Genomic DNA, 25,836 nt, shown 5'->3' on the forward strand with positions numbered 1-25,836 from the left:
AGACAAAGAGATAAAAATCATAATTTTCGAAATGAGATAAAATGTGTCACACCTACGGCGTTTCGATACCATCTGCAATCAAAATCTACCATAATCTGGCACCTGACGGAGCCAAATAAAGATATAGGTTGAAATAAATAGAAATAATGTAGATATAGGTAGCCATAAGATGGATGTTAATTGCGTGCAAAAAAAATTAGCCTAACAGCCTAACCCCCTATTGGCCTAATGGCCCAATGGCCCAATGGCCTAGCAGCCTAATAGCCTAACCGCCCAATGGCCTAATAGTCTATTGGCCTATCATCAGGCACCTGACGGCGCCAAATATTGGGCATAAAGTAAGCTTGATTGTGAATTTTTTTTAATGCCGTTAGGCATGATATTTTGGTAGAAAGGGGTTAACAATATTCAGGAAATGCCGTAGGCATGACATTTAGAGTAGGATGGTGAGATGGTTGGATGGTCGGAAGGTAGCCGCAGAGCGGCGGAAGAATATAGGTCATTAGGCCAATAGGCGATTGATTAGAAGTGTGAGGGCAGTTGTAAGTCTCTTACGCTCACCCCCCAACCCCCTGAAGGGAGAGCGCCGGCGCGCGGAAGCCGGAAGACAGAAGCCAGAGGCTAGATGCCAGAAGCTGGAAATGATTAAAGGATATAATTTGAAATAAATAGAAATAAAGTAGATATAAATAGCCACGGCTCTAATTGTCTAATGCTTTAAAAATGTGGTCGCGAAGCGATAGGCATTTATACACTGTGAAACACTGTGTATCCACTGTGTAACACTGTGAAATAATGAACAGAGAGTGGCACAGAAGCCAGAAATCAGAAGCCGGAAATTAGAAGCCAGATGCCAGAAGCTAGAATTATAAAAAAGATATAAGTTGAAATATATAGATATATGATGGATATAAATTGCGTGCAAAAAAATTAGCCTAACATTCTACTGCCTAATGGCCTAATGGCCCAATGGCCTAACAGCCTAACCGCCTTATTTGGTTTTTATACCAAACATTCATGCTTTCAATTTGTCCTGCAATTTGTGTGTTGTTGACCAGAGTTCCGGCATAGGAATAATTTAGGTTCATGAAGGTTTTGTTCATGGATGGTGAATTTAGTCGGGCGATGGTATAGAAAGTCAGATATCCCTTTTCAATCAGGAATTGTTCCATTGCGCGCAGCAGGTGTGATGCAATTTTTTTCCCTCGTTGTGATGTGAGGACGGCGAAATCGGTCATTTCGGCATTTTTATATTTGGGGTTGCATTCAGCCGAGCTGATGGCCACCAACTCAGAATTATGAAAGACACCAAAATAAACGGTGTTTGCAGTCATTTCATGTCTTAAAAAGGATGGGTCAAAAACAGGGAAGGGGTAACTCTCAAAGACTTGAGAAAAGAGTTCGGCCATTTGGTGTGCATCATCCTTTGTCAGAAGTTTTAGTTGATACGAAGCATCTAAAGGATGAATATCCGTGTTTCCCTTTGATAACAGCAGCTTTTGAAAGCGTTTCAGCTCGTTTGAGGTTAGCCTGCGGCGTAACGGGTCAAAATATTTGGCCATAAAAAGTGCGTCCTCTTGTCCGCTGTAAAATTTGGGTACCACCGCTTCGGTTTCATAACCTGCCTGCAGAAAAAGGGGCGAATAATGGGCCGGTATCTTAACAAAAGATTTGCCGTAGCCGTTATCTTCTGCTAAAACATCCATTTCATGAATGATATCGGGAAAATCGGCGGGCGAGAAATCCATCAGATAGATACGGTTACTACCCTTTCCGTGTTGAATGATTGACTGCCCGATTTTTTCACTTTTGTCCATGCTCATCTCTTCGTTGAATGCGTTCATTATCTGACGGGATGAGAGATATGGCATCGTCATAATCGGAAAGGAGCTTTTCAATGCCAATGGCATTGTCTTCGCATCCCTCATCCAGGTCGAGGTCCAGATTACATTGGCTGCAATTGAGATGACAGGTTGCGGTATGGTAATGTTCCGGCTCTTGATAGGATGTTATCACCCCTTCGTAATTTCGAAGAATCACTTTGTTGGTTGACCATGAAATAATATAATTGGGCATGACGGGAATTTTACCGCCGCCACCCGGAGCATCGATGACGTAGGTAGGGATGGCAAAGCCGCTGGTGTGACCAATTAAACTTTCAATAATTTCAATACCTTTTCCTACCGGGGTGCGGAAGTGAGAAAGACCTTCGGACAGGTCGCACTGATACAAATAATAGGGACGAACCCTGTTGGCCACCAGCTTGTGTACAAGGTCCTTCATGATTCGCGGGCAATCGTTAACATCAGCCAATAAAACCGACTGATTGCCAAGAGGAATGCCGGCATCGGCCAATTTTCGCAGGGCTTCCTTCGAAGAGGAGGTAATCTCTCTGGGATGGTTAAAATGTGTATTTATCCACAGCGGATGATGCTTTTTCAGCATATTTACTAAATTATCGGTGATGCGATAAGGTAAAACTACCGGCGTACGGGTGCCTATTCGCACTACCTGTACATGTTCAATGTTTTGTAGCTCAGTGAGTATCCAATCCAGGTAATCGTCGGATAGGAGGAAAGGGTCGCCGCCCGAGAGCAGGACATCTCTGACCTGAGGCGTATTGCGAATGTAATCGAGTCCCAATTGTATTTGAGACCTGTCGGGTACGAAATCTTTATCGCCAACTTTTCGTTTTCGGGTACAGTGACGACAATACATGGCGCACACATTGCTGACATGAAACAACACTCTGTCGGGGTATCGGTGTGTGAGACCCGGAACGGGGCTGTCGCGGTCTTCGGACAAAGGGTCGCCCATTTCGTATTGGGTGATGTTTAACTCTCTTTGGTCGAGGAAGGCTTGTTTATAGATTGGGTCGTTACGAAAATTTTCTTTTTTGATGAGCGACAAATAGTAAGGTGTAATGGACAGAGGGAATTTGTTTTTGGTATTTTCCAGCTGTTGTTTTTCTTCATCAGAAAATTTAATGCCGGTTAATTCTTCAAACTTCTCAATGGTACGTATGGAATGTTTTAGGTGCCATCGCCAGTCGCGCCAATTTGATAGTTCTGAAGATGAATCAATTTTGTTGGCAATGCGTTGTTGTTTGGCTGTAAAAATAGACATATGATTATGGAATTGGTTTGCATGACGGCTAATCTTTGGATGAAACGAATATGAACAGGAATGCTTGTCAAAATAAAAGCATTTATAAATTTTAGGTCAAGCGAGTTGCATTCGGCCAATTACTTAAATTAATTTTATATTTATGAAGCTCAGATTGTCTTTTATAATACAAATATAATAAAAATTTATGAATTGTTGTCGTGTTTTATTTTAATTACAATATGTATATTATTGAAAAGTAGGTTGTTGTGTGTTGGTTGATAGTGATTGGTTAATAGTGATTAGTTAATAGTCATTAGTCATTAGTGATTAGTTTATAGTGATTTGTGTGAGGTATTCAATTGCATTAATATATTCTGAAGTTTTTAATTTCTTAACTTCCGGCTTCCGGTTTTAGCCGGCCGGAAAAAGGCCTAAATTTTGTGTCGTTCTTTTGCAGTTTTTTACGTATGCCGATTTTTTTTCAGATATTTGCAACAGGATGTTAGGCCAATAGGCCAATAGGTTGTTAGGCCAATAGGCCAATAGGTTGATAGGCCAATAGGCCAATAGGTTGTTAGGTCAATAGGTTATTAGGTCGATAGGTTGATAGGTCAATAGGTTGTTAGGCCGATAGGTTATTAGGTTATTAGGCCAATAGGTTGATAGGTTGTTAGGCCAATAGGCTAATAGGTTGATAGGCCGATAGGTTGTTAGGCAAATAGGCCAATAGGTTATTAGGTCGATAGGTTGATAGGTTATTAGGCTGATAGACTTTAGGCTGATAGGTTTGGGGGAGAAGAAGCGAGGAAGGTCGGCAGATTAACTATCCACTAACCACTAATGATGGACTACTATATAAACCAAAAAAACGAAATAAATGATTATTGATACTTTCGAGAATGCCGCACGGTATTATATGATTCATCCGGCGTTGGAAATAGTTTTAGATTACCTTGAGAATTTTGATATTTCCGAATTTAAAGAAGGAAAAATTGAGCTTAAGGGTGATGATGTGTTCGTGAATGCTATTGAACAATCCACAATGGCGGAATCGGAAGCGGTGTGGGAATCGCATCAGCGATATATCGACGTTCACTACTTGTTGGAAGGTGAGGAGATTATAAAATATGCCGAAGAGAATAAAATGAAAGTAAAAGTGCCCTATGATGCTGAAAAAGATTGCACTTTCTTTGAAGATGGGGAAGGTATGAAAGTAAATTATCCCAAAGGAGGTTTTGTGATTTTCTTCCCTGAGGAAATTCATAAAGCCATGGTAGCTGTTGAGGGAAAACCCTCTACGGTCAAAAAATTGGTGGCAAAAATAAAGGTGGATGCTTAAAAAGCTCAATCCACCTGCAGAACATAAACTCACACCAATGATGGTGTGGCACAAAAACAAAAGGCGGAAGAGATTTTATGTTTCTTCCGCTATGCTCAATTAGTATCTTCTGAAACTTCTATCGCGGTTATTCCCGTAAGAATGGTTGTTTCGGTTTTCACCTTTCGGTCGTGCCTTCTTAACCACGATGGGGCTGTTATCGAAGAGACATTCATTCAGGTCCTTAATGGCCTTCATGGCGGCAGCTTCGTCTTTCATTTCCACAAATCCGAAACGTTTGGAGGTTCCGGTTTCTCTGTCCATTATTACTTTGGCAGATACTACTTCGCCGTATTCGGCAAATAATTCATTTAAGTCGTCGCTTGTGGTGGCGGCGCTTAATTTAGCTACAAAAAGATTCATAAAATTTAAACGTGTAATAAGTAAAAAAATAATTTAATTGAATAGAAGTGATGTAATGGCAATTTGCTGAAAAAGAAGTTGCTCTACAATCTATCTGCCGGAAGCATATCCAAACAGAATAAAATCTATTTTATGCAAAGTAACAACTTTTTTTTGGTTTATCGGTTATTTCCATGTGTAAAAATTGTATAAATAAAACGAGAAATATTAGTCAATAGGCTACCAGGCCAATAGGCTACCAGGTTAATAGGTTAATAGGTTAATAGGTTATTAGGTTATTAGATTATTAGGTTAATAGGCTGACAGGCTGTTAGGGTGATAGGCCAATCACCAATGACTAATGACTAACTTTAAAAGTCAATATATCAATAAAATAAGTAAATTTTATGGTAATAAAAGTTAATATGAAGTTGAAAGGATTACTAACGGTGTTAGCCGCCGTAATTACAATGCTTGTACTGGGAACAATTTATGCATGGAGTATTTATGTACCCCGGCTCATTATGGAGCATGGGTACAGTACCGGACAAACACAGTTGATATTTGGTGTATTGATAGGCATATTTACCGTAGCCATGGTAATAGCTCGTCCGCTGTTAGGGCGTTGGGGGCCTTCAAAACTGGCAATGGCTGCAGCAATAATATATGGTTTGGGATATGTTTTGGCGGGCATAATGGGGCCCGGCTTTGGGATAATGTTTATTGGTCTTTCGTTACTGGCAGGTGTAGGTACCGGCGTGGGATATTTAATTTCAATATCTATACCGGTAGAGTGGTACCCCGCTCGTAAAGGACTTATCACCGGATTGGTATCGGCGGGTTTCGGTGGTGGGGCTATTATTGAGTCGCTTATTGTAGAAGGTTTTCTGGCCGATGGAACTGCTTTAACGAGGATTTTTCTGGTGATGGGAGTAATTAAGGGCATTTTGTTGTTGGTGGCATCCTTTTTTTTCCGACGTCCTGCTGCCCGACAAACTTTATCACCATTGATGCCTATGAAGCGACTTATTAAAGATGTTAAGTTTCTTCGTTTATTCTTCGGGATTTTTATCGGCACGTTTGGCGGACTGCTTATAATAGGAAATCTTAAACCTATTGGTGGTCAGTATCCCATTGATGAAACAATACTTGTGCTGGGGATAACGGTCTTTTCCCTTGCCAATTTTACAGGCCGGCTGTTTTGGGGTTGGCTCAATGATTTGGTTTCCGGAAAGATACTGATGCCCTTGTCGCTCATACTTACCGGCGTGGTAACACTAATGATAGGTCTTTTTGCTCTCGATTCGGTGTTTTACTTGGCCATGGCCTTTGGAGCAGGCTTTAGCTACGGAGCAAATTTCGTGATATACGCCAAAGAGACGGCACAAATCTATGGGTTAGACAATTTGGGGAAAATTTATCCGTTGGTATTTTTAGGCTATGGCATTTCCGGAATTGCCGGCCCTTATACGGGAGGTTGGCTGCACGATATATTTGGCAGCTATCAGCCTTCGATGTTGGTAGCGTCGGCGCTTTGTGTGCTTGCATTTGTGAGTATGATTAGGCCGGTAGGGAGATAGGCTGTTAGGCTACTAGGCCACTAGGTCATTAGGAAGTTAGGCCGATAGACCAATAGGCTTTTATGATTGAGGGGATTGAAGGGATTGAGGGGATTGAAGGGGATTGATGTGCTAATTTGCTAATATGCTAATTTGTTGATGTGCTAATAAAAAAGAATGTTTCTGTGAAATATTCATCTTAAATCTTGCATCTAAAAATCTAAATATCTAGTATTTGATTTGTTAATATGCTGATTTGCTGATATAAAATGGATGTTTCCGTGAAATATTCATCTTATTTCTTAAATCTAAAAGTCTAAGAATCTATTTTTTATGGTAGGATGCTATCTTCCGCCTTCAGTCATGTGGCTTCTGACCTCTGGCTTCTGTCTTACCATTCTGCCGCCATTCCCCGGCTGGCGCCATCAGGCAGTTAGGCAAACATGCCAATAGACTAATGACTAATGACTATTAACTAATCACTAATGACTAATGACTATTCACTTCATTTTTTGTTGGATACTTTGATAAAATGGTTCTTTTTTTTGTGGGATTTTCAATAAATTCGTGGCAATGCTAACCAAATCTTAAGTCATGAAAAAAATTATTCTAATTATTTTGTTGTTGCCTTTGCTTTTAATTTCCTGTAAAGATGATGAGGAAATGCCGGGGACGGAAAGTTTTAGTTACCCATACCACAGGCAGAACTGAATATTTTACCGCACTTTAAGCAAAATGCGGGGTATAATTAAATTTTTTTTTAGAACGAGGATGACGACCTTTGCCACAAAAAAAGACACAGGCCGGTAGGTTAATAGGTCAATAGGCCATTAGGTTGATAGGCCATTAGGTTGATAGGCCATTAGGTTGATAGGCTATTAGGTTGATAGGGTTATTAGGTTGATAGGCTATTAGGTCAATAGACTAATCACTAATCACTGACCACTAATGACTATTGACTAACCCCTCCTCGTTCAATTAGTTGAGAAAAATACAAACAAATCAAAAATATGAAACGAATAACTTTTATCCTTTTTCTTTCGCTTTGCAGTATATGGGCTTTTTCACAAACCAAAACGGTAGAGTTAGAGGATTTTACCGTAAAAGGAACCTTTAGGCCCAAATCCATTACCGGGCTTCGGTCTATGAACGATGGTAACTATTATACCACGCTGGAAGATGGCGGGACTAAAATTGTGAAATATTCCTACAAAACGGGGAAACAGGTAGAAGTTATTTTTGATATCGAAAAGGTTAAAAAAAATCCCGACTCGGTAAAACATGTCGTTGGTTATACTTTTAGCCCCGATGAGAGCAAAATACTTGTTTATAATGATGTGGAGCGAATATACCGGCGTTCGTTTCTGGCGCGGTACTATGTTTATGATTTAAAATATAAAGAATTGTTGCCGCTTGCGGATGAGGGGAAGCAGCAGGTTCCGTTGTTTTCACCTAACAGCCAGATGGTTGCTTATGTGAAAGATAACAACATTTATTTAAAAAAACTGCGCTTTGGCACCACCAGTGCCGTTACCGAAGATGGTGAAAAGAACCGAATCATCAATGGTATTCCCGATTGGGTTTATGAAGAAGAGTTTGGTTATAACTGTGCCATGGAGTGGTCGCCCACCAGCGAGAATTTGGCGTTTGTGCGGTTCGATGAATCGGAAGTGAAGCAATATAGTTTTCCGTTATATAAGGGTATGTATCCCGAGCGGGAAGAATATGCTCTGTATCCCGGTCGTTATGAATATAAATACCCCAAAGCGGGTGAAAAAAATTCAAAGATATCGGTGCACGTTTTTAATGTGAAAAACCGGACCATTAAAACCATGGATGCGGGTGACCTTTCCGATGCCTATATCCCGCGCCTGCGGTGGAGTTACGACCCCAATAAATTGGGCATCATAAAACTGAACCGTTTACAAAACGAGCTGGAACTTATGGTTGCCAATCCTAATTCGGGGGTTTGTAATACTCTTTTAACCATTCGCGAACCGCAATATATTCCCGAAAATGTATTAGATAACATTCGGTTTTTACCGGATGGGAAACATTTTGTTTATGTGGGTCAGGAAGATGGTTACAACCATATTCACCTCTATACCATGGCCGGGATAAAAGTTAGACAGGTTACATCAGGTCAGTGGGAAATTACTGATTTTTATGGATTTGATGCCGGGAAAAAGATGTTTTACTTTCAGGCGGGAAAAGAATCACCCCTGAAACGCGAAATATATGCTGTGGATATGGAGGGTAAGGAAATCACACGGCTTTCACCCGAGGGAGGGTACAGTGAAGCTGAGTTTAGCAGTAATTTCCGCTATTTTGTTAATACGTGGTCAACAGCCCGGGAAGTGCCGCAGATTGCTGTTTATGATAATAAAGGTAAATTGATTCGGGTGCTGGAAGATAATAGTGACCTTAAAGAGAAATTAGAGCAATACAGTGTCCCGCAAAAGGAGTTTTTCACTTTTACTACTTCCGAAGGTGTTGAGCTTAATGGCTATATGATAAAACCCCTAGGCTTTGATGAAAGCCGGCAATATCCTGTGCTTATGAGCCAATACAGCGGGCCGGGTTCGCAAGAGGTGTTCGACCAATGGGGCATGAACTGGGAATATTATCTTGCCACTAAAGGTTATCTTATTGTGACCGTTGACGGCCGGGGAACGGGCGCCAGAGGTGAGGAGTTCTTAAAATCTACTTACCTGCAGCTGGGACGCTTCGAATCGGATGACCAGATAGAGACAGCGCGCTATTTGGCTCAATTACCATATGTAGATGCCTCACGTATTGGAATATGGGGATGGAGTTTTGGCGGTTATATGACGTCGCTCTGTTTAAGCAAGTCAGACCTCTTTAAAATTGGAATAGCTGTGGCGCCGGTAACCAATTGGCGTTATTACGACACAGTATATACCGAACGTTTTTTAAGAACACCACAAATGAATCCGCGGGGATATGATGACAATAGTCCCATTAACCTGGCAGATAAATTGAGCGGTAAACTATTCCTTATTCACGGCACGGCAGATGACAACGTTCATTTTCAAAATACCATGGAATATGCCGAAAGGCTTATTCAGGCCGGAAAACAATTTGATATGTTTGTTTATCCCAACCGTAACCATTCCATTTATGGTGGTAATACCCGGCATCATTTGTTTACCATGATGAGTCAATATATTTTCGAGAATTTGTAAGAGTGTACGGCATGACTGACGTAGCGCGTCGTTTCTTTGATGAATTAATCGCCATTGATGAAAACGATGCTTTAGCACTAAATGAGAAGATACAGCGTTTGCGGGCCTCTCTGGAACAGTGTTGCCGTTTGTTGAGTCGGGAAGACGGAATAACCTTTTCGAATTTTTTCGGCCGGCTAAATTATGTTTGCAATAAGATGTCGGTAGGCGAGGCCCGAAAAAAACGATTGCATGCTTTTCGGATTTTTTCCAATAAGGTAATTAAAGAGCATTATCGTCCGGGGAAAAAGGAATATCTGAGAGAACTAAAAGTAGTTGCCGAAGCCTATGGATATTTTTTTTCTACCGAGGTGCCGGTTGATGTGAGAAAGCTTTTTGAGGGAAAAGAAATTGCCGAAACAGAAAAGAAGAAATATCATATTAATCGGGAAGGCTTCAGGGGAATTCTTCTACAAAAGAATGAAGCAAAGAAAGAGTTGCTTGTTCAGCCCGATGGAGGAGATGCCTCGCCAATAGTGGTGTTGTATGATGTACAGGACCAAAACCGGGAACTAACACCGTCGGTAGAGCTCATGCAGCCCGGCCAGCAGCTGCAGTTATTGCAAACTCATCGTAACGAGGATGGTACCGTAGTGCCCGGCCTGATTGTTCTGGAACCCGACTATTTGGTGGATGTTACCGCTATTGCCAGGTGTTTCCAAAATATCAGGGGTAAGAAAATTCGTGCCTTTGAGTTGTATTTTGTCGACCGCTTTGAACCACGGCGGCTGAACAAAGCCATTCATAAAGGAAATGTGGCCAATATGTTTTTTGATGAGCTGGTCAATGAACAACCTAATGAAAAGAAAGATTATGATAAGGTTTTAAAAGCCTCTTTTCTGACGTTTCCGCTGCCCTATACCTCTCTCAGTGATATTGACAAAGCTTATTTTGAGGAGTTGAAAGAGCAATATGCCAACATTCGGAGGGTGGTTGACGAAGAATTTGTAAAAGGTGATTACCGGCCGGTAAGCCGTACCAAAAGCAACCTTGAGGTATCGCTGATGAGTCCTGAGTTAGGCCTGCAAGGACGTATGGACCTGTTTGATGAGTCGCCATCGCAGAATCACCATTATCTAGCCAAAATCATTGAATTAAAATCCGGGTCATTACGATTTTCATACAATAATCCCAGTGCTGTTGCCGAGGACCATTCTGCCCAGGTGCGCATGTACAACATGATGGCACAAAGAGTTTTGGGCTATCCCCCGCAAAAAATATTTAATGCAGTACTTTATTCTTCTTCATCTGAATGGGGTCAGGCATTACGATATGTGGAACATTTTAAAAGTATAGAGCGCGAAATCATTAATGTGCGGAATCAAATTGTGGCCTGGGAGTATCGGATGGCCAGCGATAAGTCGCCGTATCACTTTTTTGAATCCTTTTTCCAAAGTCTTGATGCGGGTAAATATGGGTTAAATCCCGGTGATAGGAAATTTTCCTGGTTTACTTCCAAATTTCTGGATACCAAAAAGGTAATATTGGAACAAATCTCGGACCTGGAGCGTCAGTATTATTTTGCCTTTTCGTCATTCATCAGTCGAGAAAAAATATTGAGTAAGGTTGGTGATGGAGAGTATTCCAAAGGTTTGTCGGCACTATGGAACAAAACAGACCTTACGGATGAAGACCGGTTCAATGAATTACGTCATCTTAAAATTAAAATTAATCATGCCAATCGACCGGAAGCTTCCATAACACTAAGCCGACCTGACGATAAAAAAAGCCGGTTTGTCAATTTCCGGAGAGGGGATATATGTGTGCTATATCCGCATAACTCGGAGCGGTTGCTGGCTACTCAACATAGGGTAATGAAATGTACCATTCAACAGATTACCAACGAGGAGGTAACGGTTCGTTTACGGCAAAAGCAGAGTTCGCTGGAATATTTTCAGACATATGAGTACTGGGGGTTGGAGCATGATAGCCTGGATAACAATTTTGAGCAGATGCAATCAGGGTTGCATGAATTTCTCAAATTGCCATCCAATCGTCGGGCACTACTTTTGGGGTTGCGTGAACCTCGAAGTTTTAATTTGCCGGAAAAGGAATTTGTGGCACCTTCCGAAAACCACTTTTTGGAAGCAAGTAGAAGAGAGCAAAACAGAGTGCTGTCTGCCGCCTGGAATGCAGGAGACTATTTTTTGCTGGTTGGTCCGCCCGGAACAGGAAAAACCAATCTTTTTTTACAACGACTTGTTAAAGAGTTGGTTCAATGCACTGCTCTGAATATTTTACTGGTAAGTTATACCAACAGGGCTGTTGATGAGATGTGTTCATCGGTAAGGGGTATTGTGAACGATGAAATAATAAGGATAGGCTCATCATTGGGCTGTGACCCCAAACATGAAGACCTTTTGCTGGATAGAAAAATCAAAGGTGTTGAGACGAGATTACAGATTCGTCGGTTAATAGAAAAAACGCGCTTATATGTAGGGACCTTATCCTCTGTATTGGGGAAACAGGAGCTTTTTGAATTGAAAAAGTTTGATATCGCCATAGTGGATGAGGCCTCTCAGATTTTGGAGCCTAATATATTGCCATTATTGAGCAGAGTCGACCGCTTTGTTCTTATAGGTGATGAACGTCAATTGCCGGCTGTTGTGGCACAATCGCCCAACGAATCTAAGGTTGACGATGTTCATTTGCATGAGATAGGTCTCTTCGACCGGCGGAATTCCTATTTTGAACGTTTGTTGTGGATATGCAGAAAAAATGGATGGCATCATGCCTGGGGTGAATTGACATTCCAGGGACGTATGCATCCGGAATTGGCACAATTTTCCAATCGCTTTTTTTACGGTAATAAGTTGAAACCTGCCGGACTGCCGCATCAAAAGGAACCATTGATTTCCGATTATAGTGATGGAGGACCATTCTCACAATGGTTACAGCGGCACCGTATGATTTTTATTCCTTCTGCTTTTTTTATTCGTGAAATACCGGAAAAACACAATACGGTTGAAGCACAGGTTATTTGCCGTGTGTTGGGTGAATTGATGAAAATCCACCGGCTTCAAAGTTCGCAGGAAGTTATTGATAAAGTTGGAATTATAACGCCCTATCGAAATCAGATTGCAGGCATCCGTGAAGAGATGGAAGCTTGTGGCTTCGATTTTTTCGATGCTATCCAAATAGATACGGTTGAACGTTATCAGGGTAGTCAAAAAGATTTTATTTTGATTTCATTATGTATGAATAGCCCGTCGCAGTTAGATTTTATGGCTCAAAGCAGGGTGGTGTTTCATGAAAGTAACGGGAAAGAGGTTAAACACGTAATGGTTGACCGAAAATTGAATGTTATGCTTACCCGCGCACGAAAACAAATCATTATCACCGGGAATGAAGCGGTTTTGCGATACGATGAGATTTATGGACAGTTAATTGAGTTTATACGTGAGAAAGGTGGTTATTATAAGGAAGGGGCCGCCGCCATTTTGGAAAATTGATGGTTTTGAGAAAAGATTAGCATCCATCAATTTTTTCTTTGTACTTCCTTTTGTGTAGAAACTTACAATTGCAGTAACTACTGCATCTCATTCTTAAATTGTTCTGTAATTTATTGGTATTAAATTATTAAAATAAATGAATTAGAGTAGTATATGGTTAGTGATTAGCTATTAGTGGTTAGTCCTTAGTCATTAGTTAATCAACACTAGTCACTAATGACTGTTAACAATTTACTATTGACTAATCACTAATGACTATTGACTTCTTCTACCTTCTGCCTGTACACTTCTGCCTAAATATTTTAAAATAGATATCCTGACTGAATAGAGAGGAATAAGGATAATAAAAAGAATATCAGTGTGTTTTAATTTCGGATAAATTTGTCTTGTATATTTCGGTTTTTATTCTTTTCTTTGCAGATACAGAAACAAAAAAATGGTTAAATATGGGACAACACAGCGAACAAAGCACATCACAAGGGTATAGTTACGTAGTAAATTCACACGAACATCAATGTGGATGTGGCGGAAATTGTGGCTGCAAAAATGATGAAGGACATGAACATGAGTGCAGCTGTGGCGGAAATTGCGATTGCCATTAACGCAATTAATAATCTTTTCTTTGGGTTTTTGAAGGAAGTGAAGTTGCCTGAAGAGAGAAACCCCGACGGGAAAGGTCCTGTTCGGGGTTTTGATTTAATTTCACCTATTTATTCACACCAAAGACCATGACCGTTTTTGTGTTGTATGTTTCACCAGGATTGAGAATGGTGGAAGGGAAATTATCATGGTTTGGGGAATCGGGAAAATGCTGCGTTTCCAGGCAAAGAGCCGAGTACTGTTCAAAGACGAAATTGCCGGAACGAATGGATCCATCAAGGAAATTTCCGGAATAGAACTGTAATCCAGGTTCCTGAGTATAAATTTCCATGGTACGTCCTGTTTGTGGATCTTCCAGTCGGGCTGCAAACTTCAAACCTTCTTTGCTGCTTTCGTTTAACACAAAATTGTGATCATATCCTCCCGGAACCTGATCGATACGTGCACCTATTTCATAAGGTTTGGTGAAGTCGAAAGGAGTTCCATGTACAGGAGCAATTTCGCCGGTAGGAATCAATGTAGAATCGACAGGGGTATAATGGTCGGCATTAATTGTCAGAATATGATCCAGAATGAGGCCTTCAGCACCCAGATTATAAAAGGCATGGTTGGTAAGATTTACCGGAGTAGGCTTGTCGGTGGTAGCAGTGTACTCAATAAACAGACTGTCGCCTTTCAGTGTGTAAATAACCGTAACTTCCAGGTTTCCGGGATAACCTTCTTCACCATCCCTGCTAAAATAACTGAGCTTTAGGGCCGGTGCTTGGGGATTGTTAATGGGTTGGGCTTTCCAAAGTTTCTGATCAAAACCGTTGGTACCACCATGAAGGTGATTAACACCGTCATTTATTGATAGCTGATAGGTGCTGTCATTAAGGGTAAATTGTCCTTTGTCTATGCGATTGCCATAGCGACCAATTAATGCTCCGAAGAAATTACGACCTCTTAAATAGGGTTCAATGGAATCAAAACCTAAGACCACATTTTTTTTGATGCCGTTTTTGTCGGGTGCATTAATGGCCGTTATGATTCCACCGAAATTGGAAATTTTTACTTCGAGACCTGTAGTACTGGTAAGTTTAAATAAATCGACAGGTTCTCCGTTGGGGAGTTTGCCCCAGCTTTGCTGTTCAATGCCCGATTGTGTCGGAGCTTGACAACTAAAGATGCCAAGCGTGAGAATCCAGGTAATGGAAAAAAGAAGATAGTGCTTCATAATGTTAAAAATTTATAGTAATTAAAATGAAACAATACTATTAGAAACAAACTACTTAGCTTGTATGAACAAAGAATGCCAATTATGAGTAAATTTTACTTTTCAAAGCACTAATTTATCTTTTTTCCCCAAAAAGAGAACCCATTTTCAGAAATTCCTGAAAAAAGAATGGTAGTTTTTTTATTTTCCCAATCCCACCCACGGAAAATGGCATGAGGATAGTTGTTGATATAAAGGATATTATTTTTAATTCGCCACGATTTGTATAAGTGTGAGGTAGTAGAGCCATTAGTCAGAAATTTAACTGTATCGGCCAGGTTAAAAGCCTTAGGGGTGTATCTCCATCCTCCGGGCGGAATTTGCCCCTGCCATAGGTCTGATATAGGAGCTCTTTCATCAAGTTGAATAATTTCCCATTGTCCAGGGATTTCGCGGCTTGATATTTTTTTTAGATCCGTACCGGCATATCGTTGGGGTGATACTACCGGCCAACCATCAGGAAGCCAAAATATTTCCCGGACATGTAAAAGCATCATCAAATTGGAGGGTGCCAACCTTCCCTGGTGAACCATATAAAATTTTCCGTTATCGTTAAGAATGCCGCAGTGTCCGTTGCCCGACCAACCAGGATGATTGCCAAATCGGTAGCTATGTGTCAAAACTGGAAAATTATCGGTAGTATCACTTAAATTTTTTCCAAAGTAATCGAAATAGGGTCCCTGAGGCTGGTCTGCCCGACCAACTCGAACATTGTAATAAGTGAACAAAGCGTCATAAGAAACAAAGAGGTAATATTTCTCATTTTTCGGATTATATATTACTTCAGGAGCCTCAAGGTTGTGCGTTTTTAGATTTGCTCTCGAAGCAACCAGATGTCCTTTATCTCCTTCATGTTTGATGAATCCGGTTTGTGGATCCAGCTCTACACAATATAGGCCTCCAAAAAAGGAGCCATAATGCATCCACATTCTACCATTTTTGGCATCGGTAACTACAGAAGGATCGATGGCATTCATCTTGTCATTAGGTGTGGTTTTAATCACACATCCCTTGTGTTTCCATGGTCCCAGTGGATGAGGTGCCGTTGCCAATCCAATATAGGATGAATTGGTTCCAAACGCAGATACGGAATAATACATTCTGAATTCATTACCTACCTTTTTGACATGAGGTGCCCAAATGTTCGTGGCCCCTTCACCCTTATTGTGTTTACGGACATGGATTACCGCCTCTTGGGGAATTTCCGGAAGTGCCCAACCCTCAAAATTCCAATTTATCAGGTCATGGGAGCTTCTCATTTGGATATTTCCCGGACGGATAGTATCATCATTGAATTTAATTCCGCGAGGTCGGTAGATGGCATCGGTTGAATATAAATAATAAGTGTTGTTATGTTTGATTATTGAAGGATCGTGCACATTGTAAGGACCCCATTTATGTCGATTACTGAGGGAAGTATATGAAGAATAATCATCTTCATATGGGTTATTGCCTACGGTAGGGAAAGGATTATTTTTTTTAATGTTTGAAGAACAGCCTGCAATTACGAAAATAAAAATAACTACTGTAACAGACGAAAAAAATGAAGTTAATCTCATTTGTGTAAAATTTGGGGGTTATGTAAATTAATGAGTTTTTGAAAGAAATTCATTCCCTGCTGAAAACATCCTCCAACCGTGTGGTATATTACTTTTGGGTCTGTAATCTGCGAATTTTATCAATGACAAAACAATAGGATTCATTTGATCGATGGGGATAATTGAAAAATTTAAAGTCAAATGTATTGTATCCATTTGTATATATAGCGGACAATTGTTTTCAAAAGGAAGACAATTGTTGAATTAAAAGGAGAATTCTCTTAAAAATGGATCAGATTTGTTTTCTTTGTATATAAAGAACTAAGAGTGATTTTTACTTTTTTTACATAAATAAAGAAGTTTGTGGAATTAGCAGTGTTTTTAGGGTAATGAATTTTCGGGTGAGAAACATATTAAGAATTGTCTTACTATGGACAGGCGTCCTGTTCTGTGGGAATGAAAATGTAGCGCAGAATGTCCGAAATAGTTTTTTCCCTTATCACGTCAATTATATTACCAACGATGACGGACTTCCCCAAAATACTGTTAATGATATTTTGATTGATCCTTATGGATTTATATGGTTTGGAACAGGAAACGGATTGGCTCGTTACGATGGTTATTCGTTTCAAATATATGGGAAGGATCAACTGCCTTCAAATTTAATCAAATCTTTGGATGCTACTTCTGATGGCTGTTTGTGGGTTGGGACCAATAAGGGGTTGGCGTGTGTGAATTTGGTTTCCGATAGTGTGTCCGTATTTTCTTTGGCCGCCAATTCTTTTGAAGTTGGAATAAACGATATACTGGTTGATTCGGCAGATAATGTTTGGATCGGGACTTTGTCGGATGGCTTGTATCAATTGAAAAAAGAAAATGGCAAATATAACGTATATCATTACAGTGTTTTGGTAAATAAGGTTCAAAATCCTTCCATTAATGCCTTGGAGATGATTGATCAAAATATCCTTTTGGGAGGAACCAGTCAGGGACTTTTTACTATTGACATAGAGAGTGGTATTTCTGTTAGAAATGATTGGTTATCAATTGACTATCCAGGTGTTGTGATGGATGTAAGATCCTTATATTACAACAAGTCGGAAGGAGAATTATGGATCGGGACATTTTTCGGATTAATGAAATTTGATTTGCAGAATCGATCGGGACAATGGTATTTTCCCAATAATGAAAATGAACAATCCTTGGTTCACGGTACTGTTAATGATATTGTTAGTGATCAGTTTGGCACCATTTACATTGGAACTTTGGGAGGTTTGGAAATCTATGATCCAAACAGAAATGGGTTTATTCATTTTCCGCAGACAGGACCGGAGGATTTTAAATTAAATAACAGTTTTGTCAAAAGCCTTTTGGCTGATGACAAAGGAAATATATGGATAGGCACCGAAAAGGGGGGAGTCAATCATTTTAATCTGTTCCAAAAATCTTTTTATTTTTTTACTCATGATGTTGAAAATGAAAATTCATTATCTGAAGGCCCTGTTAATTCCATATTACTGGATGATGAGCATTTGTGGGTGGGAACCGCCGGAGGCGGGTTAACGCGTATCAATCGTGAAAGCAATAGATTCACACATTTTCGATACGATCCCGAAGATCCAACCAGTTTATCCAGCAATTTTGTTTCGGCATTGGTGAAAGATGATCGTGGTCAGTTGTGGGTGGGCACCTGGGGGGCCGGTATAAATAAGATGCGTCGTGATGGCAGTTTTAAGAGGTTTATTTCTGAAGACGGGGAGGATCAGGCACCACAATATAATGTTTTTGTTTCCTCATTTTGGTATGATAAAAGGGGATTTTTGCTTGTGGGAACAGAGGGTCAACTGGCTGTTGTGGATTTAAGCGGCGAGAAGATAGTAGTTCTTGACAGTGGACCTTTGGCCAACATTACAGAAGTGGGCTGTTTGTTAAAGGATCGGAGCGACCATTACTGGATCGGGACCAGAAATGGTTTATTTCGTTTTCCTGCGTCAATGATAGAATCCACAGGAGTTATCACGGCCCGCGATAACATGGTTCAGGCATTTTATAGTAATCAGGAAAGAGATTCGTTGGGTTCTCTAGCCGGCGATTATGTTATCAGTCTGTATGAAGACAGTGAAGGAAACGTATGGGCAGGAACATACAGTGATGGGGTTTCCTGCATACAGAAAACAAAATCCGGAGAGTGGCAATTTACCAATTACAATACGGATAAGGGGTTGTGCAATAATGTGGTTTATGGGATTTTGGAAGATCAGAATGGTTCTATCTGGATGAGCACAGATCATGGATTATCCCGGTTCGATAAAGAAAGCAAAACCTTTTTTAATTATTATAGGGAAGATGGTTTGCTGAGCAATCAGTTTTATTGGTCGGCAGCCTGTAGGTCGAAGGAGGGGTATCTCTATTTCGGAAATATTAATGGGCTAAATTATTTTAATCCAAGGGGTTTTCCGGATTATCCTTTTCAACCCAAAGTATTTATTTCTGGCCTGCGTATCTTTAATAAGCTGGTCAAAACGGGTGAAGTACGACATAACAAAACGGTTATTGAAAAGAATATATATCATACCGATTTGGTTTCACTCAGTTACCGGGATAATGTGATCACATTTGAGTTTACAGCCTTGGATTATTTTCATCCCCAGAAAATTAAATACGCCTATAAACTTGAAGGCGTGGATAAACAATGGGTTGAAGTGGGGAGTCATCAACGTTTTGCCAATTACATCAATCTTGGTGGAGGCACTTATCATTTCCGGGTAAAGGCTACCAATAGTGACGGAGAATGGAACAGCCCGGAAAAAGTGATTACCCTAATAGTTAGACCCCCATTTTGGCAAACTTTATGGTTTAAACTTCTGCTATTGTTAAGTATCGTTATACTTTCGGTTGTCTATTCGCGTCACCATACGCGGCGATTGAGAATACAAAAGCGCACGCTGGAAAATATGGTTAAGGAACGAACCAGGCAGATTGAGCATCAAAAGGATCAGTTGAGCATCCAGGCTCAGGAATTGGCCAAAAGTAATAAAATACTGGAACATCGTCAGAAACTTATTGAAGGACAGAAAAACGAGCTGGAAGCTAAGAATCGTCAGATCCTCGAACAACGCGACCGCCTAATAGAATTAAATAAAAAGGTAAAAGCCATAAATCAGTCCCGGCTTCGCTTTTTTACCAATGTCTCGCATGAATTCCGGACTCCTTTAACATTAATTCTTGCGGCTTTAGAAAAATTAATGGAAGATTCTTCATTGCCCGAAGCGGCACATCGTTCATTAAAGACCATCGAAAAGAATTCACGTCGATTGCTAGTACTTATCAATCAAATTTTGACATTTAGAAAGATAGAATCCGAAAAATTGGCGGTAAAGGTGGCTAGAGGAAATTTATCCGCGTTTCTTAATGAAATATATCATGCTTTCGACGGCCTGGCATTGGATCATAATATCAAGTATATTTCGCATATAGAAATTCCTACAGAAGAATACTTTTGGTATGATGGAGAAAAGTTGGAGAACATTATATATAATCTGTTATCCAATGCGTTTAAATTTACTCCAACCGGTGGGGAGGTTTTGTTTAATGCCCGGCTGGAGCAGGAAAATGATGTTTCCATATTAAGGATAATTATTTCCGATTCGGGCCCCGGCATCCCAACCACTGAATTTAATAAAATATTTGAACGTTTTTACAGAGGTCAAGATTCGGCGCCAATAGCTAAAGGAAGTGGTATCGGTCTTGCTTTAACAAAAGAGCTGACAGAGGTATTACACGGCCAAATTTGGGTTGAAAATCGATCGGAGGGGGGCGCCTCTTTCGTAGTAAAATTACCTTGCGATTATCAGAGTTTTTCTGATGCTGAAAAAGAAGAAGGAGGTCCAGTTCCGGTTTTGTCGGACGAATTACTTGAAAAAGTTAGGGTGATAAGAGATGAAATGTCTGGCAAAAATGATTATGAAAAGGTTGAAGAAAGTCTTGAAGGGAATGAATCGGCTATTTTGGTGGTGGAAGACGATCGTGAACTAGGCGCGCTAATTAAAGATGCTTTATCTTCTTCTTACCGTGTGTTGGAAGCTTTTAATGGGAAGGAAGCCTATGAACTGGCAAAGAATTATTCTGTTGATCTGATTGTTAGTGATATAATGATGCCTGTTATGGACGGAATTGAATTGTGTCACCAGATAAAAAATAACTTATATACCAGTCATATACCGATCATTTTGCTTTCAGCAAGGGCATTAATTGAACATCAGCTGGAGGGATTACAAAGTGGAGCTGATGATTATATCTCCAAGCCATTTAGTATGAAGCTTTTGAAAGCGAGAGTGGACAACCTTATTGAGAATCGAAAAAAATTGCGTTTACTTTTTGATAAAAAGAACCCACAAGCACAAATTGAAGCTAGCTCATTTTCTCCCATTGATCAACAATTTTTAGAAAGAGCATATAAAATTATGGAAGAAAATTATACCAAAGCCGACTTTAAAGTTGAAACTTTTGCCAGTTTGATGTTTGTGTCAAGAAGTTTACTATATAAAAAACTTAAAGCTTTGGCAGGCCTTTCCCCAAACGATTTTATCACTGTCTTTCGCTTAAAGAAATCACTGGATTATCTGAGTAATGGACTGGCTTCAGTTAATGAAGTGGCTTACAAAATTGGATTTAACGATCCAAAATATTTCAGTCGGGTATTTAAAAAGTTTTATCATGAAACCCCAAGTGAGTACATTAAAAGGAAGAATACTTCAGTCTGATAATGGGTAATAATATCTACGATGAATTATTGCTATCATTAAGAAGATAAATTTAAGATAACCTTCCTCCCAGTTGACGCATAATTAGTGTATTTGTTAATAAAAAGGTGTTACTGCAATCTTTAGAATATGTTTTTTATTGAATTAGTTGATTTTGAAAAATTTTTTCAAATAAATATTTTAAAAGTAGAAAATACATTTTAATTTAGTCGCGTCAAAATAATATTGAAAAATTGATAAGTAACCCAATTGAAAATGAATGGGGATTTGAGTGTGATTATTGGTGTTGTAATTTTATATCTTAAGATGAATGCCTTGAAGTGTAATTGGAAAGATTTTTTACTATAAGGAAATACAACAGAAAATATCTTCATTATGCATCCTAAGAATTGACGCATATTTTAAACCATCTGAAAATGAAATAAAATTAGAAATGATGTTAGTTTCCCCCCAAAAAAATCAGGAAATTGATTTATTTAATGTTAAATGATAAAAATGTTGTTTGGGGTTAACTGAATAGAGAACGAAAATGAAAGATTTGTATAAAGCACATTCAAAACATTACCTGGCAGTAGATTGCGTGATTTTTGGCTATGAGGATTATGAACTTAAGTTGTTATTACATCGCCGTCCAATTGAACCCAGCAAAGGTGGTTGGTCTTTGATGGGCGGATTTTGTGGCAATAACGAGACGCTTGAAATGGCGGCTACCCGGGTATTGGAGCAAACCACAGGTCTTACTGACATATATCTGGAACAAGTGGCGGCATTCTCTGATCCAGGCAGGGACCCTGCTGCAAGAGTAGTGTCGGTAGCTTTTTATGCACTTATTCGGATCGATCAGCATGATGCAGAGAAGGTAAAAAACAATGGGGCTCAATGGTGGAATGTCAATGAAATACCGCCTCTAATTTTTGACCATCAGGAAATAGTGAGCAAGGCCAAAGAGCGGTTACAAATGAAAGCCAGCCTTGAACTTGTGGGTAAAGAATTATTACCTGAAAAATTCACACTGATGCAACTACGGCGGTTGTATGAAGCCATTTATCAGCGCGAATTGGACCCAGGAAATTTCAGAAAGAAAGTACTTTCTCTCAATGTCCTTGAAAAAACCAATACCAAAAATACTACCGAATCCAAAAAGGGCGCTTTTAATTATCGATTCCGAGATGATTCGGACCAGATTAACGGACATGAGCGGGTTATTAAGATATAAATTGAACGGAATACGAACCTTTTAAAACCAAAGATGATGCAGGAACTAAAAAAATTTGAAGTCTGGTTTGTGACAGGAAGCCAGCATTTATATGGTGATGAAACTTTAAGACAAGTAGACGCCCATTCGAAAACGATTGCAGAAGCACTTAACCAATCTTCAGAAATTCCTGTCAGTGTAGTTTTTAAACCGGTGGTAACTACCCCTGAGGCGATTTATAATGTGTGTATGGATGCCAATCGCAAAGACAATTGCATTGGTCTGATAACCTGGATGCATACATTTTCACCGGCCAAAATGTGGATAGCAGGTTTGAAAATTCTCCAAAAGCCGTTTGTGCATTTGCATACCCAATTTAACAGGGATATCCCCTGGTCGGAGATCGATATGGACTTTATGAATCTAAACCAGTCGGCTCATGGGGGTCGCGAGTTTGGGTTTATGGTAAGCCGTATGCGCAAAAACCGGAAAGTGGTTGTAGGACACTGGCAAGAGGCCGACGTCCAGCGTCAGTTAGGTGTTTGGGCTCGAGCGGCTGTGGGGTTCCATACCATGAAACATCTAAAAGTGGCACGTTTTGGAGATAATATGCGCAATGTGGCAGTTACCGAAGGGGATAAAGTGGAAGCACAAATTCGTTTTGGAATGGATGTGAAGGGGTATGGTATATGCGACCTGGCAGACGTGGTAGCTACCATTCAAGATACCGATATAGATGCCTTATGTGCTGATATTGAAGAAAAATATGAGGTGGCAGATGAACTTAAGAAAGGAGCTTCCAAACATGAATCGTTGCGAGAGTCTTGTCGAATTGAACTGGGGCTTCGTAAATTTCTTGAAGAGGGTGGATTTAATGCTTTTACAACAACCTTTGAAGATTTGCACGGTTTTAAACAACTACCCGGTTTTGCGGTACAACGATTGATGGCCGATGGCTATGGCTTTGGTGCAGAAGGCGACTGGAAAACTGCTGCACTGACCCATGTGATGAAAGTGATGGCTACTGGGCTGGAAGGAGGAACTTCATTCATGGAGGATTATACATACCATCTCGATCCTTCCGGACAAAAAGTTTTGGGAGCTCATATGCTCGAAATCTGTGAATCCATTGCTGAAAATACCCCCAGGGTAGAAATACATCCTTTGGGAATAGGGGGGAAAGAAGATCCAGTACGGTCTCGGTTTTCAGTAGCTGCCGGTCCGGCTATTAATGCTTCTATAATGGATATGGGTAATCGATTCCGTTTAGTGGTAAATTCTGTTGAGGTTGTTAAACAGGAACATCCGATGCCGAAACTTCCGGTAGCCAGTGCTTTATGGGTGCCTAAACCAGATATGAAAACGGGTGTTACCGCATGGATTTTGGCGGGTGGAGCTCATCACACAGTCTTCAGTAAAGCCTTGACCGCCGAATATATGGAGGACTTTGCTGAGATGGCCAATATAGAATATTTGCATATTGGCGAAGGAACTACGGTGAGTGAATTCAAAAAAGAATTAAGATGGAATGACCTGTATTACCATTTGAACCAGGGAATTTAAGTTTAATATATAATTAAAATTGACCGAATTATGGAATCAGCTTTTGCAACGCTTGACTGGATTATTTTTGCAGTATATGCCTTTGTTATTCTGGGGATGGGGCTTATTATTTCGAAAGGGAAAAAGGGAGTTCAAAAAACCGCCCAGGATTATTTTCTGGCTAATAAATCACTTACGTGGTGGGCCATTGGAGCTTCTTTAATTGCGGCAAATATTTCAGCCGAGCAGTTTATTGGGATGTCGGGTTCTGGGTATGCCCTGGGAATTGGTATTGCTTGTTATGAGTGGATTGCTGCCGGATCACTTATTGTTATCGCTAAGTATTTTATCCCTATCTTCATTGAAAAGAAGATTTATACCATGCCCCAGTTTTTGGCGCAGCGGTATTCGAAAGGTGTGAGTACCGCCTTTGCCATCTTCTGGTTGCTAGTGTACATTTTTGTTAACCTCACTTCCATTACTTACATGGGAGCCTTAGCCATGCAGACCATTCTGGGTATTCCATTGATTTACGGAATCGTTGGACTGGCTTTGTTTTCAGGTATTTATTCCATTTACGGAGGTTTGAAAGCTGTTGCCTGGACCGATGTTATTCAGGTGGTATTTCTGATTTTTGGAGGTCTGGTGACTACCTACGTGGCGTTAGATGCAGTTGGCGGATTGGAAGGTGGACCGGTAACTGGATTTCGTAACTTGTTCGAAGGTGCCCGTGACCATTTTCATATGATTGCCACAGCAGATAAATTGCCAGAAGTATTTAAGGATTTGCCGGGTCTAGGGATCATCCTTGGCGGAATATGGTTGACCAATTTTGGGTACTGGGGTTTTAATCAATATATTATCCAAAAGGGGCTGGCGGCCAAATCCATACCTGAAGCAAAGCGGGGATTGTTGTTTGGTGCCTATCTGAAAATACTGATCCCTCTGATAGTTGTCATTCCCGGTATTGCAGCCTACTATCTTGATATGAATACTGCCGAACAATTAATTGGAAAACCTGATGAGGCTTATCCTTTTCTTTTGGCAAAGCATATGCCTGTGGGCGTGAGAGGCGTTGCTTTTGCTGCTCTTGCTGCCGCCATTGTTTCTTCGTTGGCTTCGATGATCAATTCCACATCAACTATTTTCACGGTTGACATTTATAAACCTTATTTTAATCCCAATGCCACGGATAAACAACAGGTTCTTGTTGGAAGAATTGTTGCCTTTGCTGCCCTCTTTATTGCCGTTTTTATCGCGCCAATGTTGAACAATCTTGGGCAAGCCTTCCAATACATTCAAGAGTACACCGGTTTTATTTATCCTGGCGTAGTTGTTGTGTTCTTTATGGGATTGTTTTGGCGTCAAGCAACCAACCGGGCTGCTTTATGGACCGCAATTCTTACTTTGCCTCTTGGATTTGGTTTTAAATTTGGATTTCCCAATATGCCGTGGATGATGCGTATGGGATATGTTTTTATTGTGCTTGTTTTTGTTGCTACCATTATTACCTTTTACGACAAAAAAGTCTGGACTACAGAAACGAAACATGTGGTTCGACCAGGTTTCATTCGTGGCGGTTATGTAATGATTATTCTTGGCATTATTTCCGCTATTGTGGGTTTTGTTGGCATTAATATCTATTACCTGAATAATTTGGGAATTGAAAGTATTTTTATGTTGGCGGCAGCTTTCTTGTTTGTCGGTACTATTCTTATTTCCAATGAAAAGATCATTGCTGCCGACAAAATGGCCATCGAAACTGATCCGAAAAGTTTTAAAACCGGCAGAGCCTTTAATATTGGTGCTGTTGGAATTATTGTTATTCTTGGTTTATTGTATGGTGTGTTCTGGTAAAA

Annotated in this window: 13 protein-coding genes; 8 read left to right on the forward strand and 5 right to left on the reverse strand. The window is 40.2% G+C overall.

Annotated features, from left to right (window positions below):
- Window positions 1-974: 974 nt before the first annotated feature.
- Complete coding sequence (gene ablB, locus BM130_RS07770; RefSeq protein ID WP_237706112.1) at window positions 975-1,844, reverse strand: putative beta-lysine N-acetyltransferase; 870 nt, start codon at window positions 1,842-1,844, stop codon at window positions 975-977.
- On the reverse strand, window positions 1,804-3,126 hold the full coding sequence (gene kamA, locus BM130_RS07775; protein WP_010527215.1) for a lysine 2,3-aminomutase: 1,323 nt from the start codon (window positions 3,124-3,126) through the stop codon (window positions 1,804-1,806). Before kamA ends, ablB begins: the two co-directional genes overlap by 41 nt.
- An 859-nt stretch (window positions 3,127-3,985) precedes the next feature.
- Between kamA and BM130_RS07780 the strand changes: the two genes are divergently transcribed.
- Window positions 3,986-4,447: a NanQ anomerase/TabA/YiaL family protein gene (locus BM130_RS07780; RefSeq protein WP_010527216.1), complete on the forward strand. Its 462-nt coding sequence runs from the start codon at window positions 3,986-3,988 to the stop codon at window positions 4,445-4,447.
- A gap of 99 nt (window positions 4,448-4,546) precedes the next feature.
- Here the strand turns inward: BM130_RS07780 and rbp are convergent, their stop codons facing one another.
- The gene (rbp, locus tag BM130_RS07785; RefSeq protein ID WP_010527217.1) at window positions 4,547-4,849 is read right to left on the reverse strand and encodes an RNA-binding regulator; all 303 of its coding nucleotides are present in this window, start codon (window positions 4,847-4,849) and stop codon (window positions 4,547-4,549) included.
- Between the two features lie 386 nt (window positions 4,850-5,235).
- On the opposite strand from rbp, the gene BM130_RS07790 reads away from it, so the two are divergent.
- From BM130_RS07790 to BM130_RS07800, 3 genes are all read left to right on the forward strand, one after another.
- On the forward strand, window positions 5,236-6,408 hold the full coding sequence (locus BM130_RS07790) for an MFS transporter (protein WP_010527218.1): 1,173 nt from the start codon (window positions 5,236-5,238) through the stop codon (window positions 6,406-6,408).
- Between the two features lie 989 nt (window positions 6,409-7,397).
- Window positions 7,398-9,593 (forward strand): S9 family peptidase, encoded by a 2,196-nt coding sequence (locus tag BM130_RS07795; protein WP_010527219.1) that lies wholly within the window; start codon window positions 7,398-7,400, stop codon window positions 9,591-9,593.
- An 11-nt stretch (window positions 9,594-9,604) separates the two neighbouring features.
- Window positions 9,605-13,084 carry an ATP-dependent helicase gene (locus tag BM130_RS07800; RefSeq protein ID WP_010527220.1) on the forward strand — a complete coding sequence of 1,160 codons (3,480 nt, stop codon included), beginning with the start codon at window positions 9,605-9,607 and terminating at the stop codon, window positions 13,082-13,084.
- 706 nt (window positions 13,085-13,790) lie between these two features.
- On the opposite strand, the gene BM130_RS07810 is transcribed toward BM130_RS07800, so the two are convergent.
- Both BM130_RS07810 and BM130_RS07815 read right to left on the reverse strand, forming a co-directional pair.
- Window positions 13,791-14,900 (reverse strand): aldose epimerase family protein, encoded by a 1,110-nt coding sequence (locus tag BM130_RS07810; RefSeq protein WP_010527222.1) that lies wholly within the window; start codon window positions 14,898-14,900, stop codon window positions 13,791-13,793.
- A gap of 110 nt (window positions 14,901-15,010) precedes the next feature.
- Window positions 15,011-16,498 (reverse strand): arabinan endo-1,5-alpha-L-arabinosidase, encoded by a 1,488-nt coding sequence (locus tag BM130_RS07815; RefSeq protein WP_010527223.1) that lies wholly within the window; start codon window positions 16,496-16,498, stop codon window positions 15,011-15,013.
- 380 nt (window positions 16,499-16,878) lie between these two features.
- On the opposite strand from BM130_RS07815, the gene BM130_RS07820 reads away from it, so the two are divergent.
- The 4 genes from BM130_RS07820 (at window position 16,879) to BM130_RS07835 (ending at window position 25,834) form a co-directional block, all read left to right on the forward strand.
- On the forward strand, window positions 16,879-21,240 hold the full coding sequence (locus BM130_RS07820; RefSeq protein ID WP_237706113.1) for a hybrid sensor histidine kinase/response regulator transcription factor: 4,362 nt from the start codon (window positions 16,879-16,881) through the stop codon (window positions 21,238-21,240).
- Window positions 21,241-21,769: 529 nt separating this feature from the next.
- The gene (locus BM130_RS07825; protein ID WP_010527225.1) at window positions 21,770-22,456 is read left to right on the forward strand and encodes an NUDIX hydrolase; all 687 of its coding nucleotides are present in this window, start codon (window positions 21,770-21,772) and stop codon (window positions 22,454-22,456) included.
- Between the two features lie 36 nt (window positions 22,457-22,492).
- Window positions 22,493-23,998 carry an L-arabinose isomerase gene (gene araA, locus BM130_RS07830; RefSeq protein WP_010527226.1) on the forward strand — a complete coding sequence of 502 codons (1,506 nt, stop codon included), beginning with the start codon at window positions 22,493-22,495 and terminating at the stop codon, window positions 23,996-23,998.
- A gap of 30 nt (window positions 23,999-24,028) precedes the next feature.
- The gene (locus tag BM130_RS07835) at window positions 24,029-25,834 is read left to right on the forward strand and encodes a sodium/sugar symporter (protein ID WP_010527227.1); all 1,806 of its coding nucleotides are present in this window, start codon (window positions 24,029-24,031) and stop codon (window positions 25,832-25,834) included.
- Window positions 25,835-25,836: the final 2 nt, after the last annotated feature.

The organism is Thermophagus xiamenensis (assembly GCF_900112795.1).
Classification (GTDB): domain Bacteria; phylum Bacteroidota; class Bacteroidia; order Bacteroidales; family Marinilabiliaceae; genus Thermophagus; species Thermophagus xiamenensis.